10 protein-coding genes, 1 tRNA gene and 1 CRISPR repeat array are annotated in these 18284 nt (G+C 58.2%); of the genes, 9 read left to right on the forward strand and 2 right to left on the reverse strand.

Annotated features, from left to right (window positions below; all coding sequences use genetic code 11):
• The 5 genes from cas7e (at position 1) to cas2e (ending at position 3942) form a co-directional block, all read left to right on the forward strand.
• Positions 1 to 1122, forward strand: coding sequence for a type I-E CRISPR-associated protein Cas7/Cse4/CasC (gene cas7e, locus JX292_RS03050; RefSeq protein WP_204861341.1), 1122 nt, complete (start codon positions 1 to 3; stop codon positions 1120 to 1122).
• Complete coding sequence (gene cas5e, locus JX292_RS03055) at positions 1122 to 1871, forward strand: type I-E CRISPR-associated protein Cas5/CasD (RefSeq protein ID WP_204861342.1); 750 nt, start codon at positions 1122 to 1124, stop codon at positions 1869 to 1871. Before cas7e ends, cas5e begins: the two co-directional genes overlap by 1 nt.
• Positions 1868 to 2548, forward strand: a complete 681-nt coding sequence (gene cas6e / locus JX292_RS03060) for a type I-E CRISPR-associated protein Cas6/Cse3/CasE (protein WP_204861344.1) — start codon at positions 1868 to 1870, stop codon at positions 2546 to 2548. The genes cas5e and cas6e overlap by 4 nt, the downstream gene beginning before the upstream one ends.
• A gap of 111 nt (positions 2549 to 2659) precedes the next feature.
• The gene (gene cas1e, locus JX292_RS03065) at positions 2660 to 3604 is read left to right on the forward strand and encodes a type I-E CRISPR-associated endonuclease Cas1e (RefSeq protein ID WP_204861345.1); all 945 of its coding nucleotides are present in this window, start codon (positions 2660 to 2662) and stop codon (positions 3602 to 3604) included.
• The gene (gene cas2e, locus JX292_RS03070) at positions 3604 to 3942 is read left to right on the forward strand and encodes a type I-E CRISPR-associated endoribonuclease Cas2e (RefSeq protein WP_083309163.1); all 339 of its coding nucleotides are present in this window, start codon (positions 3604 to 3606) and stop codon (positions 3940 to 3942) included. The genes cas1e and cas2e overlap by 1 nt, the downstream gene beginning before the upstream one ends.
• Positions 3943 to 4036: 94 nt before the next feature.
• Positions 4037 to 8031: direct repeats of the CRISPR family, unit length 29 nt; unit sequence GTGTTCCCCGCGCGAGCGGGGATGAGCCC.
• A gap of 398 nt (positions 8032 to 8429) precedes the next feature.
• Here cas2e and JX292_RS03075 read toward each other — a convergent pair.
• On the reverse strand, positions 8430 to 9161 hold the full coding sequence (locus tag JX292_RS03075; RefSeq protein ID WP_239653605.1) for a nicotinamide mononucleotide transporter: 732 nt from the start codon (positions 9159 to 9161) through the stop codon (positions 8430 to 8432).
• A 412-nt stretch (positions 9162 to 9573) separates the two neighbouring features.
• Here JX292_RS03075 and JX292_RS03080 point away from each other — a divergent pair, with 412 nt between their 5' ends.
• From JX292_RS03080 to JX292_RS03095, 4 genes are all read left to right on the forward strand, one after another.
• Positions 9574 to 10659 carry an S-layer homology domain-containing protein gene (locus JX292_RS03080; protein WP_204861346.1) on the forward strand — a complete coding sequence of 362 codons (1086 nt, stop codon included), beginning with the start codon at positions 9574 to 9576 and terminating at the stop codon, positions 10657 to 10659.
• 443 nt (positions 10660 to 11102) lie between these two features.
• Positions 11103 to 14165: an LPXTG cell wall anchor domain-containing protein gene (locus JX292_RS03085; RefSeq protein ID WP_204861347.1), complete on the forward strand. Its 3063-nt coding sequence runs from the start codon at positions 11103 to 11105 to the stop codon at positions 14163 to 14165.
• Positions 14166 to 14713: 548 nt separating this feature from the next.
• Entirely contained in the window at positions 14714 to 16918 is a 2205-nt protein-coding gene (locus JX292_RS03090) for an LPXTG cell wall anchor domain-containing protein (protein WP_204861348.1), read from the forward strand.
• Between the two features lie 233 nt (positions 16919 to 17151).
• Positions 17152 to 17227: transfer RNA gene (locus tag JX292_RS03095), tRNA-Glu, on the forward strand.
• 155 nt (positions 17228 to 17382) lie between these two features.
• Here JX292_RS03095 and JX292_RS03100 read toward each other — a convergent pair.
• Positions 17383 to 18207: a DUF6318 family protein gene (locus JX292_RS03100; RefSeq protein ID WP_204861349.1), complete on the reverse strand. Its 825-nt coding sequence runs from the start codon at positions 18205 to 18207 to the stop codon at positions 17383 to 17385.
• Between the last annotated feature and the right edge of the window lie 77 nt (positions 18208 to 18284).

Below are 18284 nucleotides of genomic sequence, written 5' to 3' on the forward strand. Positions count from 1 at the left end.
ATGACTACTTTCGTCGATATCCACGCCCTGCAGACCCTGCCCCCGTCGAACATTAACCGTGACGACACCGGCAGCCCCAAGTCCGCTTTCTTTGGCGGCGTTCAGCGTCAGCGTGTTTCCAGCCAGGCTTGGAAGTCCGTTATTCGCCGTGATTTTGAATCGCATCTCGACCGCTCGAAGCTGGGTGTACGTACCCGCCTGGTCGCTGACAAGGTAGTGGCGCGCATCCTGAATCTTGCACCCGATTTCGATGCTGACCAGGCTGAAAAGGCTGTCGTGGAAGCGTTCAAGGCGGCAAAGATTAAGCTGGAGAAGCCGAAGAAGAAGGAAGACAAAGAAACAGGCCGTGCTGTTTCTGGCTACCTGATTCTGCTGAGCAACCAGCAGATCGACAAGCTGGCACAGGCAATCATCGAAGCTAATGGTGAGAAGCTTCCCGCGAAGGATGTTAAGGAAATCCTCGACACCAACCACAGCGTTGATATTGCTCTCTTCGGTCGTATGTTGGCAGAAGCTGCCGATTTCAACGTTGACGCCGCTTGCCAGGTAGCACACGCCCTGAGTGTTCACGGTTCCGAACCCGATTTCGACTACTACACCGCCGTGGATGACGTTGTTCGTTCTTCTGATGACTCTACCGGTGCGGGCATGATCGGCACCGTTGAGATGGCGGCAAGCACCTTCTACCGCTACGCCAACATCAACCTGGACGCGTTGAACGCTAACCTGGGTGATGCTTCTGCAAGCGTTGAAGCAACCCTGGCGTTTGTCCGTTCCTTCATCAATTCCATGCCTACCGGTAAGCAGAACTCTTTCGCCGCACGCACCCTGCCTGACGCGGTTATCGTCACCGTTCGCAACGACCGCCCCATCTCCTATGTGAACGCCTTCGAGAAGGCCATTACCGAGGTTGATGGACGCCGCGTGGCTGCAGCTCGTGCGCTTGCATTTGAAGCGAAGAACATTGAAGAAGCATACGGTTACGAGCCGGTCGCTTCGTATGTTCTGGCTTTGGGGGACCTCAAGGAAGAACTAGCTGGTCTTGGCGAGTCTGTTTCTCTGAAGGGTCTGCTGGAGTCCCTGGAAGCTCAGCTGACTGCTCTCACCTCTCAGGAGTCCTAATGCCTACCCTGCTCTTGAAGATGAGCGGGCCGTTGCAGTCATGGGGTACTCAGAGTCGTTTCCGTCGCCGTGATGCCGGGCATGAGCCGAGCAAATCTGGCGTGATCGGAATGGTTGCTGCAGCCTTGGGGCGCTCGCGTAACGAGCCGGTTGACGATTTGGTTTCGTTGAGGTTCGCGGTGCGTACGGATGCCTCGGGCACCCTGATTCGTGACTATCAGACCGCTAAGAACTGGGCTAAAAATCCCAAAGGCGACGTTTCCCTTTCGACCCGTATGTACCTTTCAGATGCTGTTTTCGTGGTGGCTCTGGAAGGTGAACGTGAACAGCTGGAGACTATCGAATTTGCACTGAAGAAGCCCGTGTATCCTCTGTACCTTGGACGGCGCGCATGCCCGGCTGGTTACGACCTTGTCCTGGGTATCCGTGAGGAGCCCGCTGAGGAGGCTCTGCGTTCGTTGGAGTGGCAGGTTCTTGAGTATCGCCGTAAGGATTTTCCGAGTCCGGTAGCGTTGCGCATCCTGCGTGATGCGTTGCCTGGCGAGCGTGGTGATTTGGTTCAGGATATTCCGGTGAGTTTTAGCTCGGAGCATCGTCAGTATGCTTCGCGTGAGGTGGTTACTGCGGAGCCTCTGGTATTGGAGAACCCTCAGGGACGAAAACTTCGTGTTACAGAATCCTCCGCGGACGAGGATTCTTCCGAGAATCCTGCCGAACCTGATTTCTTGAATGTGGTGGTGGAAGCGTGACGTATTTTTCTCGTTTCATGATTAATCCGCAACGTCGTGGTGCGTGGAAGTTGTTGCGTAGCCCGCAGGCGATGCATGCAGCCGTGATGGCGACTTTGCCGCCGGATACGGATTTTTCTGAGGGCCGCATCCTGTGGCGTTTGGATGAGTCTCAGCATGCTCCGGTTTTGTACATGTTGAGCCCTGAGAAGCCTGATTTTTCGGCTCTTGTAGAGCAGGCCGGTTGGCAGATTCGCCCTGGTGAGAGCGCTCACTATGGTCGTTTGCTGGCGAAGCTGGAGAACGGTCAGGAGTGGGCTTTCCGTCTTGCCGCAAACCCGGTGAAGCGTCACACGAATAAGCAGACGGGTAAGCGTGAGGTGTTCCCGCACGTAACGGCTGAGCAGCAGCGGGCGTGGATTCGTGAGCGTGCTCCGCAGTGGGGGTTTGAGGTAATTCCCGCGGTTGAAGGTCAGGATATTGAGGAGTGCCCGATGGTTTCTTCTCGTCAGGACCTTGCGTTTGCCCGCCGTAACGCTGAGGGTAAGGTCGGTAAGGTGACTCACCGTAAGGCTCAGTTTGACGGTGTTCTTCGTATCACTGATGTTGAGCTGTTCCGTAAGTCTCTGCTCTCCGGTATGGGCAGGGGCAAGGCGTACGGCATGGGCCTTCTGACGTTGGTGCCTCTGTCCCGCTAGGTAATGCGGGTGAAGGGCGGGGGACTGTTCTGCGTGATGGTGCCCCGCCCTTTCTTTATTCACTCATACTTTGTGCCGATGCTGGTACGTTGATGTTCATAGGAGAAGATCATGCAGGGGGCTATTCCTCCGAGCTCGTCTGAGCTGTTTCGTAGTTCTGACCGTTTGAGTTTTGTGTATGTCGAGCATGCGACGATTTCCCGTGCTGATAGTGCGGTGACGTTTGTGAAGGAAGAGGGCGTGGTTCATTGCCCTGCTGCGAGTTTGAGCGCTTTGCTGTTGGGGCCGGGTACTCGTATTACTCATCAGGCGATGGCTTTGTTGGGGGAGTGCGGTACTACGGTGGTGTGGGTTGGCGAGCAGGGTGTCCGTTATTATGCGAGCGGTAAGTCTGTGGCACGTTCTTCGCGTCTGTTGATTGCTCAGGCGAAGCTGGTGTCGAATACGCGGAGCCGTTTGGCTGTGGCGCGCATGATGTATCAGTGGCGTTTTCCTGGTGAGGATACGAGCGAGCTGACGATGCAGCAACTGCGTGGTAGGGAGGGCGCGAGGGTGCGTTCTGTGTATAGGCAGTGGTCTGAGCGGACTGGTGTTCCGTGGGAGCGCCGTGAGTATGATCCGAATAATTTTGGTGATGGGTCACCGATTAATCAGGCGTTGTCGGCTGCTCATGCTGCGCTTTATGGGATTGTTCATGCGGCGATTGTGTCTTTGGGATGTGCGCCTGGGCTGGGTTTTGTGCATACCGGGAATTCTTGGTCTTTTGTGTATGACGTTGCTGATTTGTATAAGGCTGAGATTACGATTCCTGCTGCGTTTGAGGTGGTTGCTGGCTATACGGAGGGGATGGATATTGGGTCTGTGACGCGTAGGGCGGTGCGTGACCGTATTCGTTCTGAGAAGGTGATGGAGCGGGTCGTGCGGGATATTCAGCGGCTTCTGCTGTCTGAGGAGGTTCCTGAGGAGATGCTTGAGTTGGATGTTGTGGGTTTGTGGAATGAGCAGGGTGAGGCTCAGCGCGGTGGCATGAATTATGGTGACGGAGGGGCGGACTGATGATTGTTATTGTTTTGTCTGCTTGTCCGGTGAGTCTTCGTGGTGATTTGACGAAATGGCTTTTGGAGATTAATCCTGGGGTTTTTGTGGGTCGTGTGAGCGCTAGGATTCGTGAGAAGTTGTGGGCGCGTGTGCTGGAGTCGGGTGGTACTGGTCGTGCGACGATGGTGTTTCCGGCGGACAATGAGCAGCGGCTTGAGTTTCGGGTGAATAATGCGGATTGGGAGCCTGTCGATTTTGAGGGTGTGAAGCTGATTTATCGTCCGGTGGTTCGTAAGGTTGTGCCGAAATCTGGGTGGAGTAAGGCGAGTAGATATCGTCGTGCTCGTCGGGGCTAGAGGTAACTATTTATCGTGTATTCTGGATGTGGGCTCTGGCTTCAAAGTGATTCTATTTTGCTGATGTAGGGGGTAAAACCCCATGTCAGCAAGTGTGTTCCCCGCGCGAGCGGGGATGAGCCCAATGGTCGTCACCATCGGCACAAGCGCACCAAGTGTTCCCCGCGCGAGCGGGGATGAGCCCCTGCTTCCGCGGGTCCCACAGCATTTCGAGCCGTGTTCCCCGCGCGAGCGGGGATGAGCCCGCGGGCAAGGTGCTATCAACCATAGCATTTAAGTGTTCCCCGCGCGAGCGGGGATGAGCCCGCGGGCAAGGTGCTATCAACCATAGCATTTAAGTGTTCCCCGCGCGAGCGGGGATGAGCCCGGGGATTTACATACCACCGCGGCGATCTTGGAGTGTTCCCCGCGCGAGCGGGGATGAGCCCTGCCACATCAGCAAAAATAACCGTTGATTCACGTGTTCCCCGCGCGAGCGGGGATGAGCCCGCCGCCGGGGAATGGGAAACCGTGAACACCACGTGTTCCCCGCGCGAGCGGGGATGAGCCCTAACGCCGTGCTGTACAGTGCGCCCGTAGACGGTGTTCCCCGCGCGAGCGGGGATGAGCCCTAGAGCCGCGTGATGTCTTCTTCGCGGCGGCGGTGTTCCCCGCGCGAGCGGGGATGAGCCCCATGCGCAAATGTTACGGTATTCCTCGTCCTGGTGTTCCCCGCGCGAGCGGGGATGAGCCCCGTAACCGAGTGTGAGCGAGAAGACATTAACTGTGTTCCCCGCGCGAGCGGGGATGAGCCCCTCCGACGTGGGCGCGTGACCATTGACATTAGGTGTTCCCCGCGCGAGCGGGGATGAGCCCAAGCATGATTGTGCCCGCTTTTACATGGAGGCGTGTTCCCCGCGCGAGCGGGGATGAGCCCAGTCCGTAAAGTGCTTCCCGTCCAATGAGACCGTGTTCCCCGCGCGAGCGGGGATGAGCCCAGACGCGGGAGTGTGGAGAGACGACTCGCGCGGTGTTCCCCGCGCGAGCGGGGATGAGCCAAACCGCGCCGGTAAAAATGTTCTTGATCGGAGGTGTTCCCCGCGCGAGCGGGGATGAGCCCGGCCAGCAACACGCCCGGTAGCGTCTCCAAGTGTGTTCCCCGCGCGAGCGGGGATGAGCCCCAGGAAAACCGGCGCTCGTAATATCGCCGTCTGTGTTCCCCGCGCGAGCGGGGATGAGCCCGTGGTCTTGCTTGTGTCTCGACAGAACGGAAAGTGTTCCCCGCGCGAGCGGGGATGAGCCCGACGGCGCAGGTATCCCGTGCTATTGGTCTCAGTGTTCCCCGCGCGAGCGGGGATGAGCCCAATGCCGGTTCCCCAGGCGAAGGCGGGGGAAGGTGTTCCCCGCGCGAGCGGGGATGAGCCCTGAGGGGTGCCGGAACCGTCAATATAGGTTCCGTGTTCCCCGCGCGAGCGGGGATGAGCCCGGTAGGCCGGAATCTGGTCCTTAATCTCTTGAGTGTTCCCCGCGCGAGCGGGGATGAGCCCACCGGCAATATCCGCGCGGCCTCTTTGCGCGGGTGTTCCCCGCGCGAGCGGGGATGAGCCCATCCACGAATCGGGTTGAGCGGGCCTCACCTGGTGTTCCCCGCGCGAGCGGGGATGAGCCCCAGCCACAACGCTGTCGAACGGAAGAAAGACAGTGTTCCCCGCGCGAGCGGGGATGAGCCCCCTCTTCTTCTAACTTCATCTCACCGGTTTCAGTGTTCCCCGCGCGAGCGGGGATGAGCCCATAGATGAGCGTTTCAATGGTGTAGGCTCCTGGTGTTCCCCGCGCGAGCGGGGATGAGCCCAGGGTGCACAGACCCGGCAGGAAGTCAGTATAGTGTTCCCCGCGCGAGCGGGGATGAGCCCCATTCGGAGGAGACCTTCACGTCGATGCGCTGGTGTTCCCCGCGCGAGCGGGGATGAGCCCAGGCGCTCCACGCTCTCTACTTGCCAGGCTGCGTGTTCCCCGCGCGAGCGGGGATGAGCCCCTTTTCAACGGCCTGGGATGCCCGGTCGAACTGTGTTCCCCGCGCGAGCGGGGATGAGCCCGGCTACGAAACCCTCTGGGATATCGCTGAAACGTGTTCCCCGCGCGAGCGGGGATGAGCCCCCACGAAAGGAAAAAGAATCATGGAACTCTCCGTGTTCCCCGCGCGAGCGGGGATGAGCCCTGCCTTAGATATGGAATAGTCATCATGAGAGCGTGTTCCCCGCGCGAGCGGGGATGAGCCCGCACGCCACACACCGAGCACAGTGCCGCCGGTGTGTTCCCCGCGCGAGCGGGGATGAGCCCCACCGCACGTCGGTGCGGAAGTCTGCGAAAGCGTGTTCCCCGCGCGAGCGGGGATGAGCCCCTATAATGGACTTGCGCCCTAACGAATCCGCAGTGTTCCCCGCGCGAGCGGGGATGAGCCCACACCCAGATGCCCACCGGCTACCGGCGCGAGGTGTTCCCCGCGCGAGCGGGGATGAGCCCCGTGCAGGAGGCTGCCCGGCTCGGCCTGGTGCGTGTTCCCCGCGCGAGCGGGGATGAGCCCCACAACACATCCCCCCCCGTCGTATGAGATGGTGTTCCCCGCGCGAGCGGGGATGAGCCCTATGTCTGCCTACGCAGCCATAACTTTGGTCCTGTGTTCCCCGCGCGAGCGGGGATGAGCCCGAATTAAAACCTTGCGGTTCAAGGATGTTTGCGTGTTCCCCGCGCGAGCGGGGATGAGCCTGAGTCAAGCAATTGTAGGGAAAGCTTGCATCAGTGTTCCCCGCGCGAGCGGGGATGAGCCCCATGAGTGAAAGCAAAACGCTACGGGGCAATGGTGTTCCCCGCGCGAGCGGGGATGAGCCCTCATCGACGGCAAGCAGCCAGGGCGTTTCAGAGTGTTCCCCGCGCGAGCGGGGATGAGCCCCAGTGCAGAATATCCTCCAGAGTGCCGAACTCGTGTTCCCCGCGCGAGCGGGGATGAGCCCAACCCAGAGAGTGCGCTTACCAGTGTCGTTAGGTGTTCCCCGCGCGAGCGGGGATGAGCCCTGGTCCTTCAGTGCCGGGGCGAGGGTCTTCAAGTGTTCCCCGCGCGAGCGGGGATGAGCCCAGGGAAGTCGGGGACGGAGGAGGAGAAGACGTGTGTTCCCCGCGCGAGCGGGGATGAGCCCGCTTGGAAGGTGCGTGACCGCGCCTATATTCAGTGTTCCCCGCGCGAGCGGGGATGAGCCCCCATCTTCAATCTCTACACCGCCGGTTGATACGTGTTCCCCGCGCGAGCGGGGATGAGCCCTGTTTGAACATGCTAAGGATTCAGCTGTACGGGTGTTCCCCGCGCGAGCGGGGATGAGCCCGCTACGAACGCGAGGTGTTCGCCCGCGTGCCCGTGTTCCCCGCGCGAGCGGGGATGAGCCCGCGCTGCTGGGTGATTATGCTGAGCCCCAGACGTGTTCCCCGCGCGAGCGGGGATGAGCCCACCTAGACCTGCACGCCCGTAACACCTCCAATGTGTTCCCCGCGCGAGCGGGGATGAGCCCGAAAAACCCACCCGGTGCGGGTGGGTCTGGTTGTGTTCCCCGCGCGAGCGGGGATGAGCCCGTCAGAAGCCTCAACCGATTCTTCTTCAGTCTGTGTTCCCCGCGCGAGCGGGGATGAGCCCCCTAAATATCGCGTTGAGTATATCGTGGCTTCGTGTTCCCCGCGCGAGCGGGGATGAGCCCAGTGGGTTGACTGCCATTCCTCGTTTTTGCGGGTGTTCCCCGCGCGAGCGGGGATGAGCCCGCGGGACATGGATGTTTCCGACCGTGAAGATGGTGTTCCCCGCGCGAGCGGGGATGAGCCCGAATGGCTCCGTGATTATCTCATGGACGGCGGGTGTTCCCCGCGCGAGCGGGGATGAGCCCCAAGAAATTTTAGAAAAATTTTCGGCTAAATAGTGTTCCCCGCGCGAGCGGGGATGAGCCCGAGGCCCGCCGCACTGCAAAGGAACAGCACCAGTGTTCCCCGCGCGAGCGGGGATGGGCCGGTTCTCTTGATTAGTGCCGTTGTCTTTGTCCTGTGTTCCCCGCGTGAGCGGGGATGAGCCGCGCTGCGCCAAGGAAGAAGCCGGAGCCAGCTTGTGTTCCCTGCGTGGGTGGGGGTGAGCCGCGACCGGCTGGACCCTCAGCCGCGAAAAATGCGTGTTCCCCGCGCGAGCGGGGATGAGCCCGCTGGCATTCCTTAGAATCCTCTTGAGGTCGCGTGTTCCCCGCGCGAGCGGGGATGAGCCGAGTGTCTCTATTGCTTGGGGTCTTGGGGACGAGTGTTCCCCGCGCGAGCGGGGATGAGCCCTATATTAAGGGCAATAATGAAAGAAACTCAACGTATTCCCCGCACTCGCGGGGCATGGGTAAGGCCCCTCGGCCCGCAACAATAAGCTGCAGGTCGAGGGGCCTCCTCACGCGTTAGCGAGTAGAAAGGGCAACGCCCGAAAGCTAGGGAACTCCCTACGCCACCACCGCCTCCTTAGCGGAGGTGCCGCTGCGGGTCCACAGTAGGAGTGCTGCCACGCTGTTGATGATGTAGAAGACGTACTTGCCGACGTTCGCGAAGTTGCCCTGGGTTAGCGCCTTCACGCACTGCACCAGGTTGTAGAACAGCCAGAACTGCCACTGCATCGACAGCTTCAGTGCGTTCAGAATGTTCGCTGACAGGGAGAGGCCGAACACCACGGTCGTAATCCAGAACAGGAACGTTGTCTTGCCGCCGTAGCCGATGTAGTTTGCGATGAGGGAGAACGCGAATGATCCCACCACGATGCCGGCGATGATTGCCCGGCCTTTCGCGCCGGTCGGCGGTTCTATGGCTTTGCCGCGTTCGGAGTTCTGCCACCTACGAATTGCGAAGGTGTACACGATGAAAGTTACCGGGTAGGTGATGATTGCGGCCTTGTTGCCCAGAATATAGTCGATGGTGCCGGATAGCGCCGTGTTGATGATGCCCAGTACATTACCGACGTTTGAGAGGCGGCCGGTGAGGCGGGTGGACATCATGGAGATACCCACGTTGATGACGGAGATGAGGCCGAGCGGAATAATGCTTGTCCAGGGGCCCCAATCGACGTACTTGGCGAGGTTCGTGCTTAGATAGCCGGACCCGATTGCGATGGCAACGACCAGCGCAACACCGAAGAGGTCAGCGTAGCGCGACTTGGCAAAAAAGATAAGTGCCTTATCCACAAAAGCTCCTTTGATGTGGGGTTGTTAGCTCGCCGTTGAGCATCAGCACAACGGTGATAAGGTTGTAATAACAATAACTCCTAAATCTGAAGATACATAGGAGACACACCCACCCTGTGTTATTTGTAGCGCTAGACACTATGAAGTTCACATACTGGACCTCATCCTCTTCTCATAACGTCACATAACCCATCAGACCCTCGAACAAACCCGAACCTTAAGGTATTCTTGATAGCTGAATTAGGAGCCATGCCGGTCTCACTCACCGCGCATCCACTCGGCACTCACCCCACAGCGCCTCACTCACGCTCGCCGGGGAACCGCGTATCGGCCTCACTCACCGCACACGCAATCGCCACGCCTCCTGCATTCGGGTATCACTCAACTCAAACGACAAGTGAATAGGACAACCATGCCCTTCCTTAACCATCGACTCTCACGACGATTTTTCCTGAAGGGTGCCTCCGCTGCCACCGCAGCAGGTGCCCTCACTCTGCAGGCGCAGGTCGCTAATGCAGATGAAACCCCCAAAACCACTGAGTCCCCGGCCCCCGTCGAGGAGACCAGGGGACCGCGCCTCACCATCCAGCGCGCCATCATCACTGAAGACGGAATGACCGTCAGCTACACCGCACACGGCCTGCGTGAACTCCTCACCGAAGGTACCACCCTGACCGTGCGCCACGGCTACGTGCGCGATAATTCCTTCGAAACCCTGCGCTCCTGGCCGCTCACTCCCGAATTCAACGGTGACGAAGACACCTTCAGTGGAACCGACCTGTTCCCTATCGAACTCATTCAGCCCGAAGGCGTGGACCACGCCCTGCAGCTGGATATCTGCACCGACCCCTGGGGCCAGGAGATTGCGCACCAGGTTGCGGCTCGTATTCCCGTGGTTGAAACGAAGATTCTGAAGACCTCTTTCGAAGACGTGCCCGGTAACTACCCCTACGCCGACGATATCCGTGTGGCCAACCAGAAGAAGTGGCTGTTCCCCAACCCGCAGACCGGCACCTTCGAGCCGAACCGTGCAGTCACCCGCGAAGAGGCCATCGCCCTGCTTAACCGCGCTGCTGGTCGCCCCGGCGTAAGCGAAAACTCAGAGGTTGCACCCTATGCGGATGCAGTTGGCCGCCCCGCCGCGAACGCCCTGCACTGGGCGCGCGACCGCAAGATTACCGAGCCGATTGCCAGTGGTGAGCGCATCGACCCGACCGCCCCGATTTCGCATGAAGAGTTGATGGCGGTGCTGTATCAGTACAATGCTGAGGTGCAGCTCTCCGAGCTGGAGGAGGGGGTGGGCTCTCGTTTCCGTGACGTGCTGGGTGCGGGTCCGTTGCATCGCTATGTTGCGTGGGCTGGTGCGAACGATATCGTGCTGGATTCTTCAGGAGAGTTCAAGCCGGCTGCCCCGACGACCCGCGCGGAGCTGGCTCGCTTTATTCGCCGTTACAAGTTGCAGAACTTGCTGTTCACTGACTTCTCATATATTTCCTAATATTGGGACTGCTTTTACCGTTGCCTACGTGGGTGACGGTGCTCTGATTGGCGTTTTTGCTGGTTGGGGTGGGGAGCATAAGAAACCCTCGCCTCTGGTTTCAGACCAGGGCGGGGGTTTCTTGTGTTCGGGGTTTGATGTTCGGGTTCGGGTGTTGGGGGGGGGAGAGAGAAGAGAAGGGGCGAAATATTTTTGTCATATACGTGCCTCGTCTTGAAAAAAATTTGTTAGTAAGTAAGTATTGCCTAGTAGGTAAATTAATGGTTACCTTACTTAATAATGTGTGAGCACTGTTCATCGCATCTTGCAAGGAGAGCGGCCGGCCCGCAAGCAGCCTTGAAGCTGGTCAACTCGCAATCACCGAGAGCTCGAGCAGGGAGCTCTTCCCCACGATGGGGGAGAGACACTCCGTTCACACACCACCCACACGATAGGACATACACATGAACCTCGCATCGAGCAAGGTATTCAAGGGCCTCGCCGTTGGCTCGCTTGCACTGGCAATCTCGGGTGTTACCACCATCCCCGCATCGTTCGCTGCGGACCCCACCCCGGCAGCAAGCCAGAGCAGTGACGCTCGCACCATCACGGACAAGGCGATGGCAAAGATTACCCAGGGTTTGCCCGGCCAGTTCCAGGTCGCCTACTCCAAGAAAACCAACAAGATTTGGATTGCGGGTACTGCTGACCGCGACAAGCAGGTCTCTACCATTGCACGTATTGACGCCAACTCCCTGAAGATTGAGGCAGTGGCTGAACTGCCCATCATCAAGAATGACAAGGGCTACCAGTACGATGCAGCCTACGGCATCACCGTTGATGACGTAGACGGCACCGTCTGGGTCACTAACACGACTGACAACTCCCTGGCCGTGTATGATCAGGCAACGATGCAGCAGGTCTGGACCACTGCAGGTATCGCAAAGACTGATCCGAACTGGATTGAGCACCCTCGCTCTGTTTTGGTTGACCACGAGTCCGGTAAGGCGTTTGTGACCGGCCGTTACTTTGTCTCCGCTATTGACCTGAAGACTAAGCAGGTTCAGAAGATTCAGCTTGAGGGTGCGCCCGACGGCGGCACCCGCTACATCAGCATGAATATCCTGGTCGATGGCGGCAAGCTGTATGTGCCCGAGCGTACCGGCGGCAAGATTTTCGTCATCGACACCAAGACCTTCAAGGTGGAGAGCAGCTTCGACACCAAGGGCAACGCTGAGGGCGAGGTGCGCCCCTCTGACATTGCGATTGACCACTCTCAGAACGAAATTTACGTCTCCTCCCAGGGCGTGAACGGTGTGAACTCCGGCGTGTCCATCTATGATGCGACCACCCACGAGTTCAAGAAGTTCATCCCGGTCGGCACTCAGGCACTCTCCCTGGACAATGATGAAGCAAACGACCTGGTATACGTTTCTGACTTCGGCACCGGCAAGGTTGGCGTGATTGACGGCGGCGCAGCAGACAAGCTGATCGCCGAGGTTGCAATGAACGGCGGCAAGGCAAACGACCTGGTCGTGCTGCCCAACGGCTCCGTTATTGCTGTGGACAAGCAGGCTGGCGCAACCGCAACCGTACCCTACGTGCTCGATGGCACCACCGGCACCGTCAGCACCTCGGACAAGGTCACCAGCAAGCCCAGTAAGGACCGCCAGGGCAACGATGTACCCGCAAAGACCACTGAAATTCAGGCGAACTCCATCCTGAAGTTCAAGGTCACCGCAACTGCGGGCGACAACTCCCAGGTCAAGCAGGTCACCCCCGAAACCCGCGAATTCCAGGGCTACCCGGCAACCGCTACCAAGACCAAGGCGAGCGACAACAACGCTACTACCCCCGTCGCTCAGGCACACCGCACCGTGGACGCTTCTAACAGCGTGGCAAACATTATTCAGGGCCTGCCCGGCCAGTACCAGGTTGGCTACTCTGCGAAGACCCACAAGCTCTTTGTGCCCACCGTGGGTGCGCGAGGCGACTTGGCTTCTTCCCTGGCACGTCTGGACGCTGACACCCTCAAGACTGAGGCATTTGCTCAGCTGCCCGTCAAGAAGAACGACAAGGGCCAGTATGGCTACACCTCTGCATACGGTGTGACTGTTGATGACGTGGACGGTACCGTCTGGGTGACCAACACCATCGATAACTCCATCGCAGTGTACGACCAGGCTACTCTTAAGCTCGTCTGGACCAACGAGGGCCTGAAGAAAGGCGACCCGAACTGGATTGAGCATCCTCGCTCCGTTCTGGTTGACCACGAGTCCGGTAAGGCGTTTGTGACCGGCCGTTACTTTGTCTCTGCTATTGACCTGAAGACTAAGCAGGTTGAGAAGATTCAGCTTGAGGGTGCGCCCGACGGTGGTACCCGCTACATCGGTATGAACATGGCCATCGATGGCGATAAGCTGTACGTGCCCGAGCGTACCGGCGGCAAGATTTTTGTTGTGGATACCAAGACCTTCAAGGTTGAGAAGACTATCCAGACTCAGGGCGAGGACTCTACCGTTGAGGTTCGCCCCTCCGACGTGGCTGTTGATCACTCGCTGAATGAGATTTACGTTTCTTCCCAGGGTGTGAAGGGCGTTAACTCCGGTATTTCGGTGTATGACCTGCAGACCGGTGCGTTCAAGAAGTTCGTCAAGTACGGCACCCAGGCGCTCGCACTCGAGCACGATGAGGACAGTGACCTGGTGTACGTGACCGACTTCGGCACCGGTAAGGTGGCTGTCTTTGACGGCCGCGCTGACGAGGTGATTGGTGAGGTCGAGATGAACGGTGCCGCAGCGAACGACGTGACCCTGCTCAAGGACGGCTCTGTGCTGGTTCTCGATAAGAAGGACCGCGACGAAAAGGTTACCCTGCCCTACGTGCTCAACGGCACCACCGGCGAGATTAGCACCGCTAGCGAGTACACCACCCTGCCCACCAAGGACCGCCAGGGCAACGATGTTCCTGCATCGGTGCAGCCGCTGAAGGCTAACTCGATTCTGAAGTTCAAGGTTGGCCTGAAGGACACCGACGCGAGCGCAGCTCCGGTGACCCTCACCCCGACTGCCCTGCAGTTCGCGGGTTACCCTGAGGTGACCGGTGTGAAGGCTGAGGAGCCGAAGTCGGAGGATGTGAAGAAGGATAATTCTTCGATTCCTGCGCCCTCGCAGCCGTCTGCACCGGCACCTGACGCAAAGTCGGATGCGAAGACCGACGCAAAGTCGGACGCAAAGTCTGACGCGAAGACCGACGCAAAGTCTGACGCGAAGACCGACGCAAAGTCTGACGTAAAGACCGAGGGTAAGAGTGATTCTCGAGATGGGGTGAACCCCTCCAAGGACAACCCCTCCAAGGACGGCGTGAAGGCTGATTCCTCCGGCTCTTCGCAGGCTCACCGTGAGAGTGGTTCTTCGAAGGGCGCCCTGGCTAACACCGGTGCGACCGGTGTGGCTGGCCTGCTGGTTGTGGGTTCGATTGCCCTGCTCGGTGGTGCGGCTATCCTGGTTCGCCGCCGCAAGGCCTAAGGTAAACAACCGTCGACTATTTGTCGTGCGGGAGCGATGAATAGTTGCGGTGAGTAGCCGCGCTAAGTCGCTGTGTGAGGCGGGCTCGGCTCCCGATGCAATCGTTGGATTGCCTCGGGGGACGGGCCCGCTTTTTGTGTAGCATTGGGGTATTTGTGTGAGCGGAAAATTGGTGGTGCCGGGGGAGTCATGATATACCACGTGAAGTAAATTTTTACATTGGTGTGTAAATATAAGATGGAGTGAATACTTGGATTGACCAGGGTTTTTGCCTTTTAAGGAATGTAAATCTCCCGTAAGAAGGTTCAACATTCACGTGATGCTCAAGGTAAATTCGCGGAATACGTCCAAAAACATTGAACACACCCTCGAGGTAGCTTGTATTTTCCTGGGAAAACGATGAGGATAAAGGGGTAGGTAAATTTATGCATTACTTGCGCTTCTACTCCCTCTGCTGTTGAGCGTGTCACCGCACGTTCACGGAGTGTTTCGTTAGCACGTCGATGAGGCAGGGGAGTACTTCCGTTACATCTCTCCAAGGACACACATTGAATCTCACTCCTTCTTCGGGTAAGGCGCTGAAGGGTATCGCTGCTGGCTCCCTCGCGCTCGCCATTTCTGGCGCAGCTATGATCCCGGCTTCCTTTGCGGCGCCGAGCACTGCCCAACCGACCACAACCCAGTCCAGCAATGCGCACCCCGCTTCCTCCTTTGCTTCGGAAAGCACTGAAAGCCGTGTTGTGGATGTCTCTGCATCCAGTGCGCAGATTACCCAGGGCCTGCCCGGTCAGTACCAGGTGGCCTATTCGCAGGCGCACCACAAGATTTGGATGGTCGGCGTGGGTGGCAGTAGCGACTTGGCCTCCACTATCGCGCGTGTCGATGCAGACACCATGAAGATTGAAGAAGTGGCGGTCCTTCCCTTCGAATATGACGCGAACGGCCAGTTCGGCTATGTCTCCGCGTACGGTATTACCGTTGATGATGCCAACGGCACCGTGTGGGTCACTAACACGACGGACAACTCCCTCTCCGTGTTTGATCAGGAGACCATGGAGCAGATTTGGACCAGCCACGGCATGGCTCAGACTGACCCGAACTGGATTGAGCACCCCCGCGAAGTCCGCGTGGATAACGCATCTGGCAAGGTGTTCGTGACCGGCCGCTACTATATTTCGGCCATCGACATGAATACCTTCAATGTCACCAAGATTCAGCTGCAGGGTGCGCCCGACGGTGGTACCCGCTACATCGGCATGAACATGGCCATCGATGGCGATAAGCTGTACGTGCCCGAGCGTACCAGCGGCAAGCTCTTCGTGATTAACACTAAGACCCTGAAGACTGAGCAGGTCATCCAGACCCGTGGTGAGGATTCCTCGGTTGAGGTTCGCCCCTCCGACGTATCTATTGACCACTCTCAGAACGAGATTTACGTGTCGTCTCAGGGTGTGAAGGGTGTTAACTCCGGTATTTCGGTGTATGACCTGAAGACCGGTGCCTTCAAGAAGTTCGTGAAGTTCGGTACCCAGGCGCTGGCCATGGTTAATGATGAAGAGCGTGACCTCGTGTACGTCTCCGATTTCGGTACCGGTAAGATTGCTGTTTTTGATGCCAAGACCGATCGTGTGATTGGTGAGGTTCAGATGAACGGCGGCAAGGCTAATGACCTGACTCTTGCTGATGATGGCTCCGTTGTGGCCGTGGATAAGCAGGATATTGAGGGTGCAACCGCCTCTGTACCTTACGTTCTCGACCCGAAGACCGGTGACGGTTCGACTACCGACAACTACATGTCTAAGGCCAGGGTTGGTCGCGACGGTAAGACCATCCCCTCCACGCGTGAGACTCTGAAGCCGAACTCCATCATGAAGTTCCATGTTGAGCTTGCCGATGGTGAGTTCACCTCGCCCGCAACGATTGTTCCTTCTAAGGTGGCGTTCCAGGGTTACCCGAAGGAAGCGTTGCCTGTGATTATCGGTCCTGTTCTGAACTTTGCTGAGGGTACGGTTGATATTACTCGCCCCTACACCTTCCACGTCTCCGGTGATGATTTCGATAAGCCCCCGGCTGAGGGTATTCGCCTCTTCCCGGTTAAGGACGGCGAGTGGGCTCCTGGTAATGACAAGCTGACCGACAGCGAGATGCAGAACATTCAGAAGGTCTCTACGATTATTCCGGCCAGCGCCTTCGTGTACAACGAGCAGACGGGTAAGTATTCCTTCCATGGTACCCTGCGTGTACCGGCAAATACCATGACGTACGGCCAGGGTTACCTGCTCGGCACCGTGACCGCTGGTCCTGATGTCGCGTTGAACCGCGACTACGATTCGGCTCGCCCGCTGATTGTTAATGATGTTCAAGAAGACGCCGATAAGGCTGACAACCGCGCCGCTTCGAATGACTCGAGCCTGCCGGGCCAGCCTGCTGAATCCTCGGCTACCCAGCATCAGGGTAGTGTTCAGTCTAAGACTGCCGACTCGAACGCTTCTGTCGCTCAGGAGCAGAAGGGTTCCACTGTGAAGACCCCGGCGAAGAAGAGCTCTTCTTCGAAGCCTGCTTCTGGTTCTTCCTCTGACTCTCAGTCGAAGGGTTCTAAGGCTCATGCAGATGCTTCGGCCACAAAGTCTTCGACTCGGAGCGGTTCGCTGGCTAAGACCGGTGCGCAGAGCGTTCTGAGCCTGGCGGCCGTGGGCGCCTTCGTCCTGATTGCTGGCGCCACTCTGATGGTGTTGCGTCGCCGTCAGTCCTAGCATGTAACAGTATTTGGTTGGTTCTAGCTGATCCTTTCGGATGCGCCCCGTACCGAGTGTGCGGGGCGCATCTGCGTTGTGGGAGAGTGTCTGATGGGGGTTTCTGTGACCGCCGAAACCAGTACTAGATAATGTGTTCCGTTTCACTGGATTTGAATTTGGCCGTTTCGTAGAATCTCTGTATAGTAGTATGTGTTGTCAGGGAGACCTGATGAAAGAGATGTAAATCTCACGGCCCCATCGTATAGCGGCCTAGTACTCCGCCCTCTCACGGCGGCAACACCGGTTCAAATCCGGTTGGGGTCACCACTAGGAAAGAAGCTCTCCAGTCGAAAGGCTGGGGAGCTTCTTTGTTTATGCCCAGTACAGATGTGCTGAGCACAGCAAAAAGCCACATGCTCATCAATCAGCCGCCAACGGCAACATCTCGACAAACATGTGGCTTCCCAAACCAAAAGACGAGGCTACTTAGCCTCAGCCGTCGGCGACTCCGAAGCTGCGTTACTAGCAGCGGAGCTCACCGACGCAACCGGCGAAGGCGAAGCGGTACCGGGGGTACGGCGCACCATACGCCAAGTACCATCCTGGTAGTGAGCCACCACCTGACCAATCACCGGCTTGCCCTGATACTTGAACACATCAGCCAAAGGCTGGGTACGGTCGTTGGTCTTGCTGTACACGCCAGCACCCTCAGCGGTATCAACCGTCATCTCGGTAGCCCAGGTGTAGTAACCGGTGCGGGTATCCTTCGTGGGACGATCCGCGGTCAGCGAGAAGACCAACGGACGCTCAGAACCAACCACCCAGCCGCTATCAGAAGCGTACATGCTCTGGAACAGCTCAGCCACCGTGGTGTAATCACCCGTGTGATCAATGTTGGTGAAGCGTGCACCCTCACCGGTGAGCAACAGGTAGTTCAGGGTGGCCTGCCAGTAAGCAATAAAGGCATGCAGACCCTCAACGCTGTTCTCACGCAACTTCGCAGGCTCCAGAGGAACCGGAACGTTCTGGGCCTTGTGGTCCTTCGTACCGGCCTCAAAAGTACCGGTCGAGGAGTAATCACCCAGAACGACCTCGCCCTTCAGGCTAGGGCCGGCCTCAACGGTGGTCGTCGCCTCCGGAGTAGGGGTGGCGGAAGCAGAAGGAGTCGTGCTTGCGTTCGAAGAAGCAGCCGTCGCACTCGGCGAGGACGACGACTCAGAGGAGTGAGACGAACAAGAAGCCAGCAGGGTAGCGGCGCCCATACCCAGCGCAGTCAGCGCGGTACGACGGGTGTACAGAGTAGACATAAGAATCTTTCTGAGTAATGTACGTGCATGAACAGTTAAAACCAGAATATCGCAGGCTTCTACTCATCCCAATATAA

This window comes from Rothia mucilaginosa, from assembly GCF_901875305.1.
Classification (GTDB): domain Bacteria; phylum Actinomycetota; class Actinomycetes; order Actinomycetales; family Micrococcaceae; genus Rothia.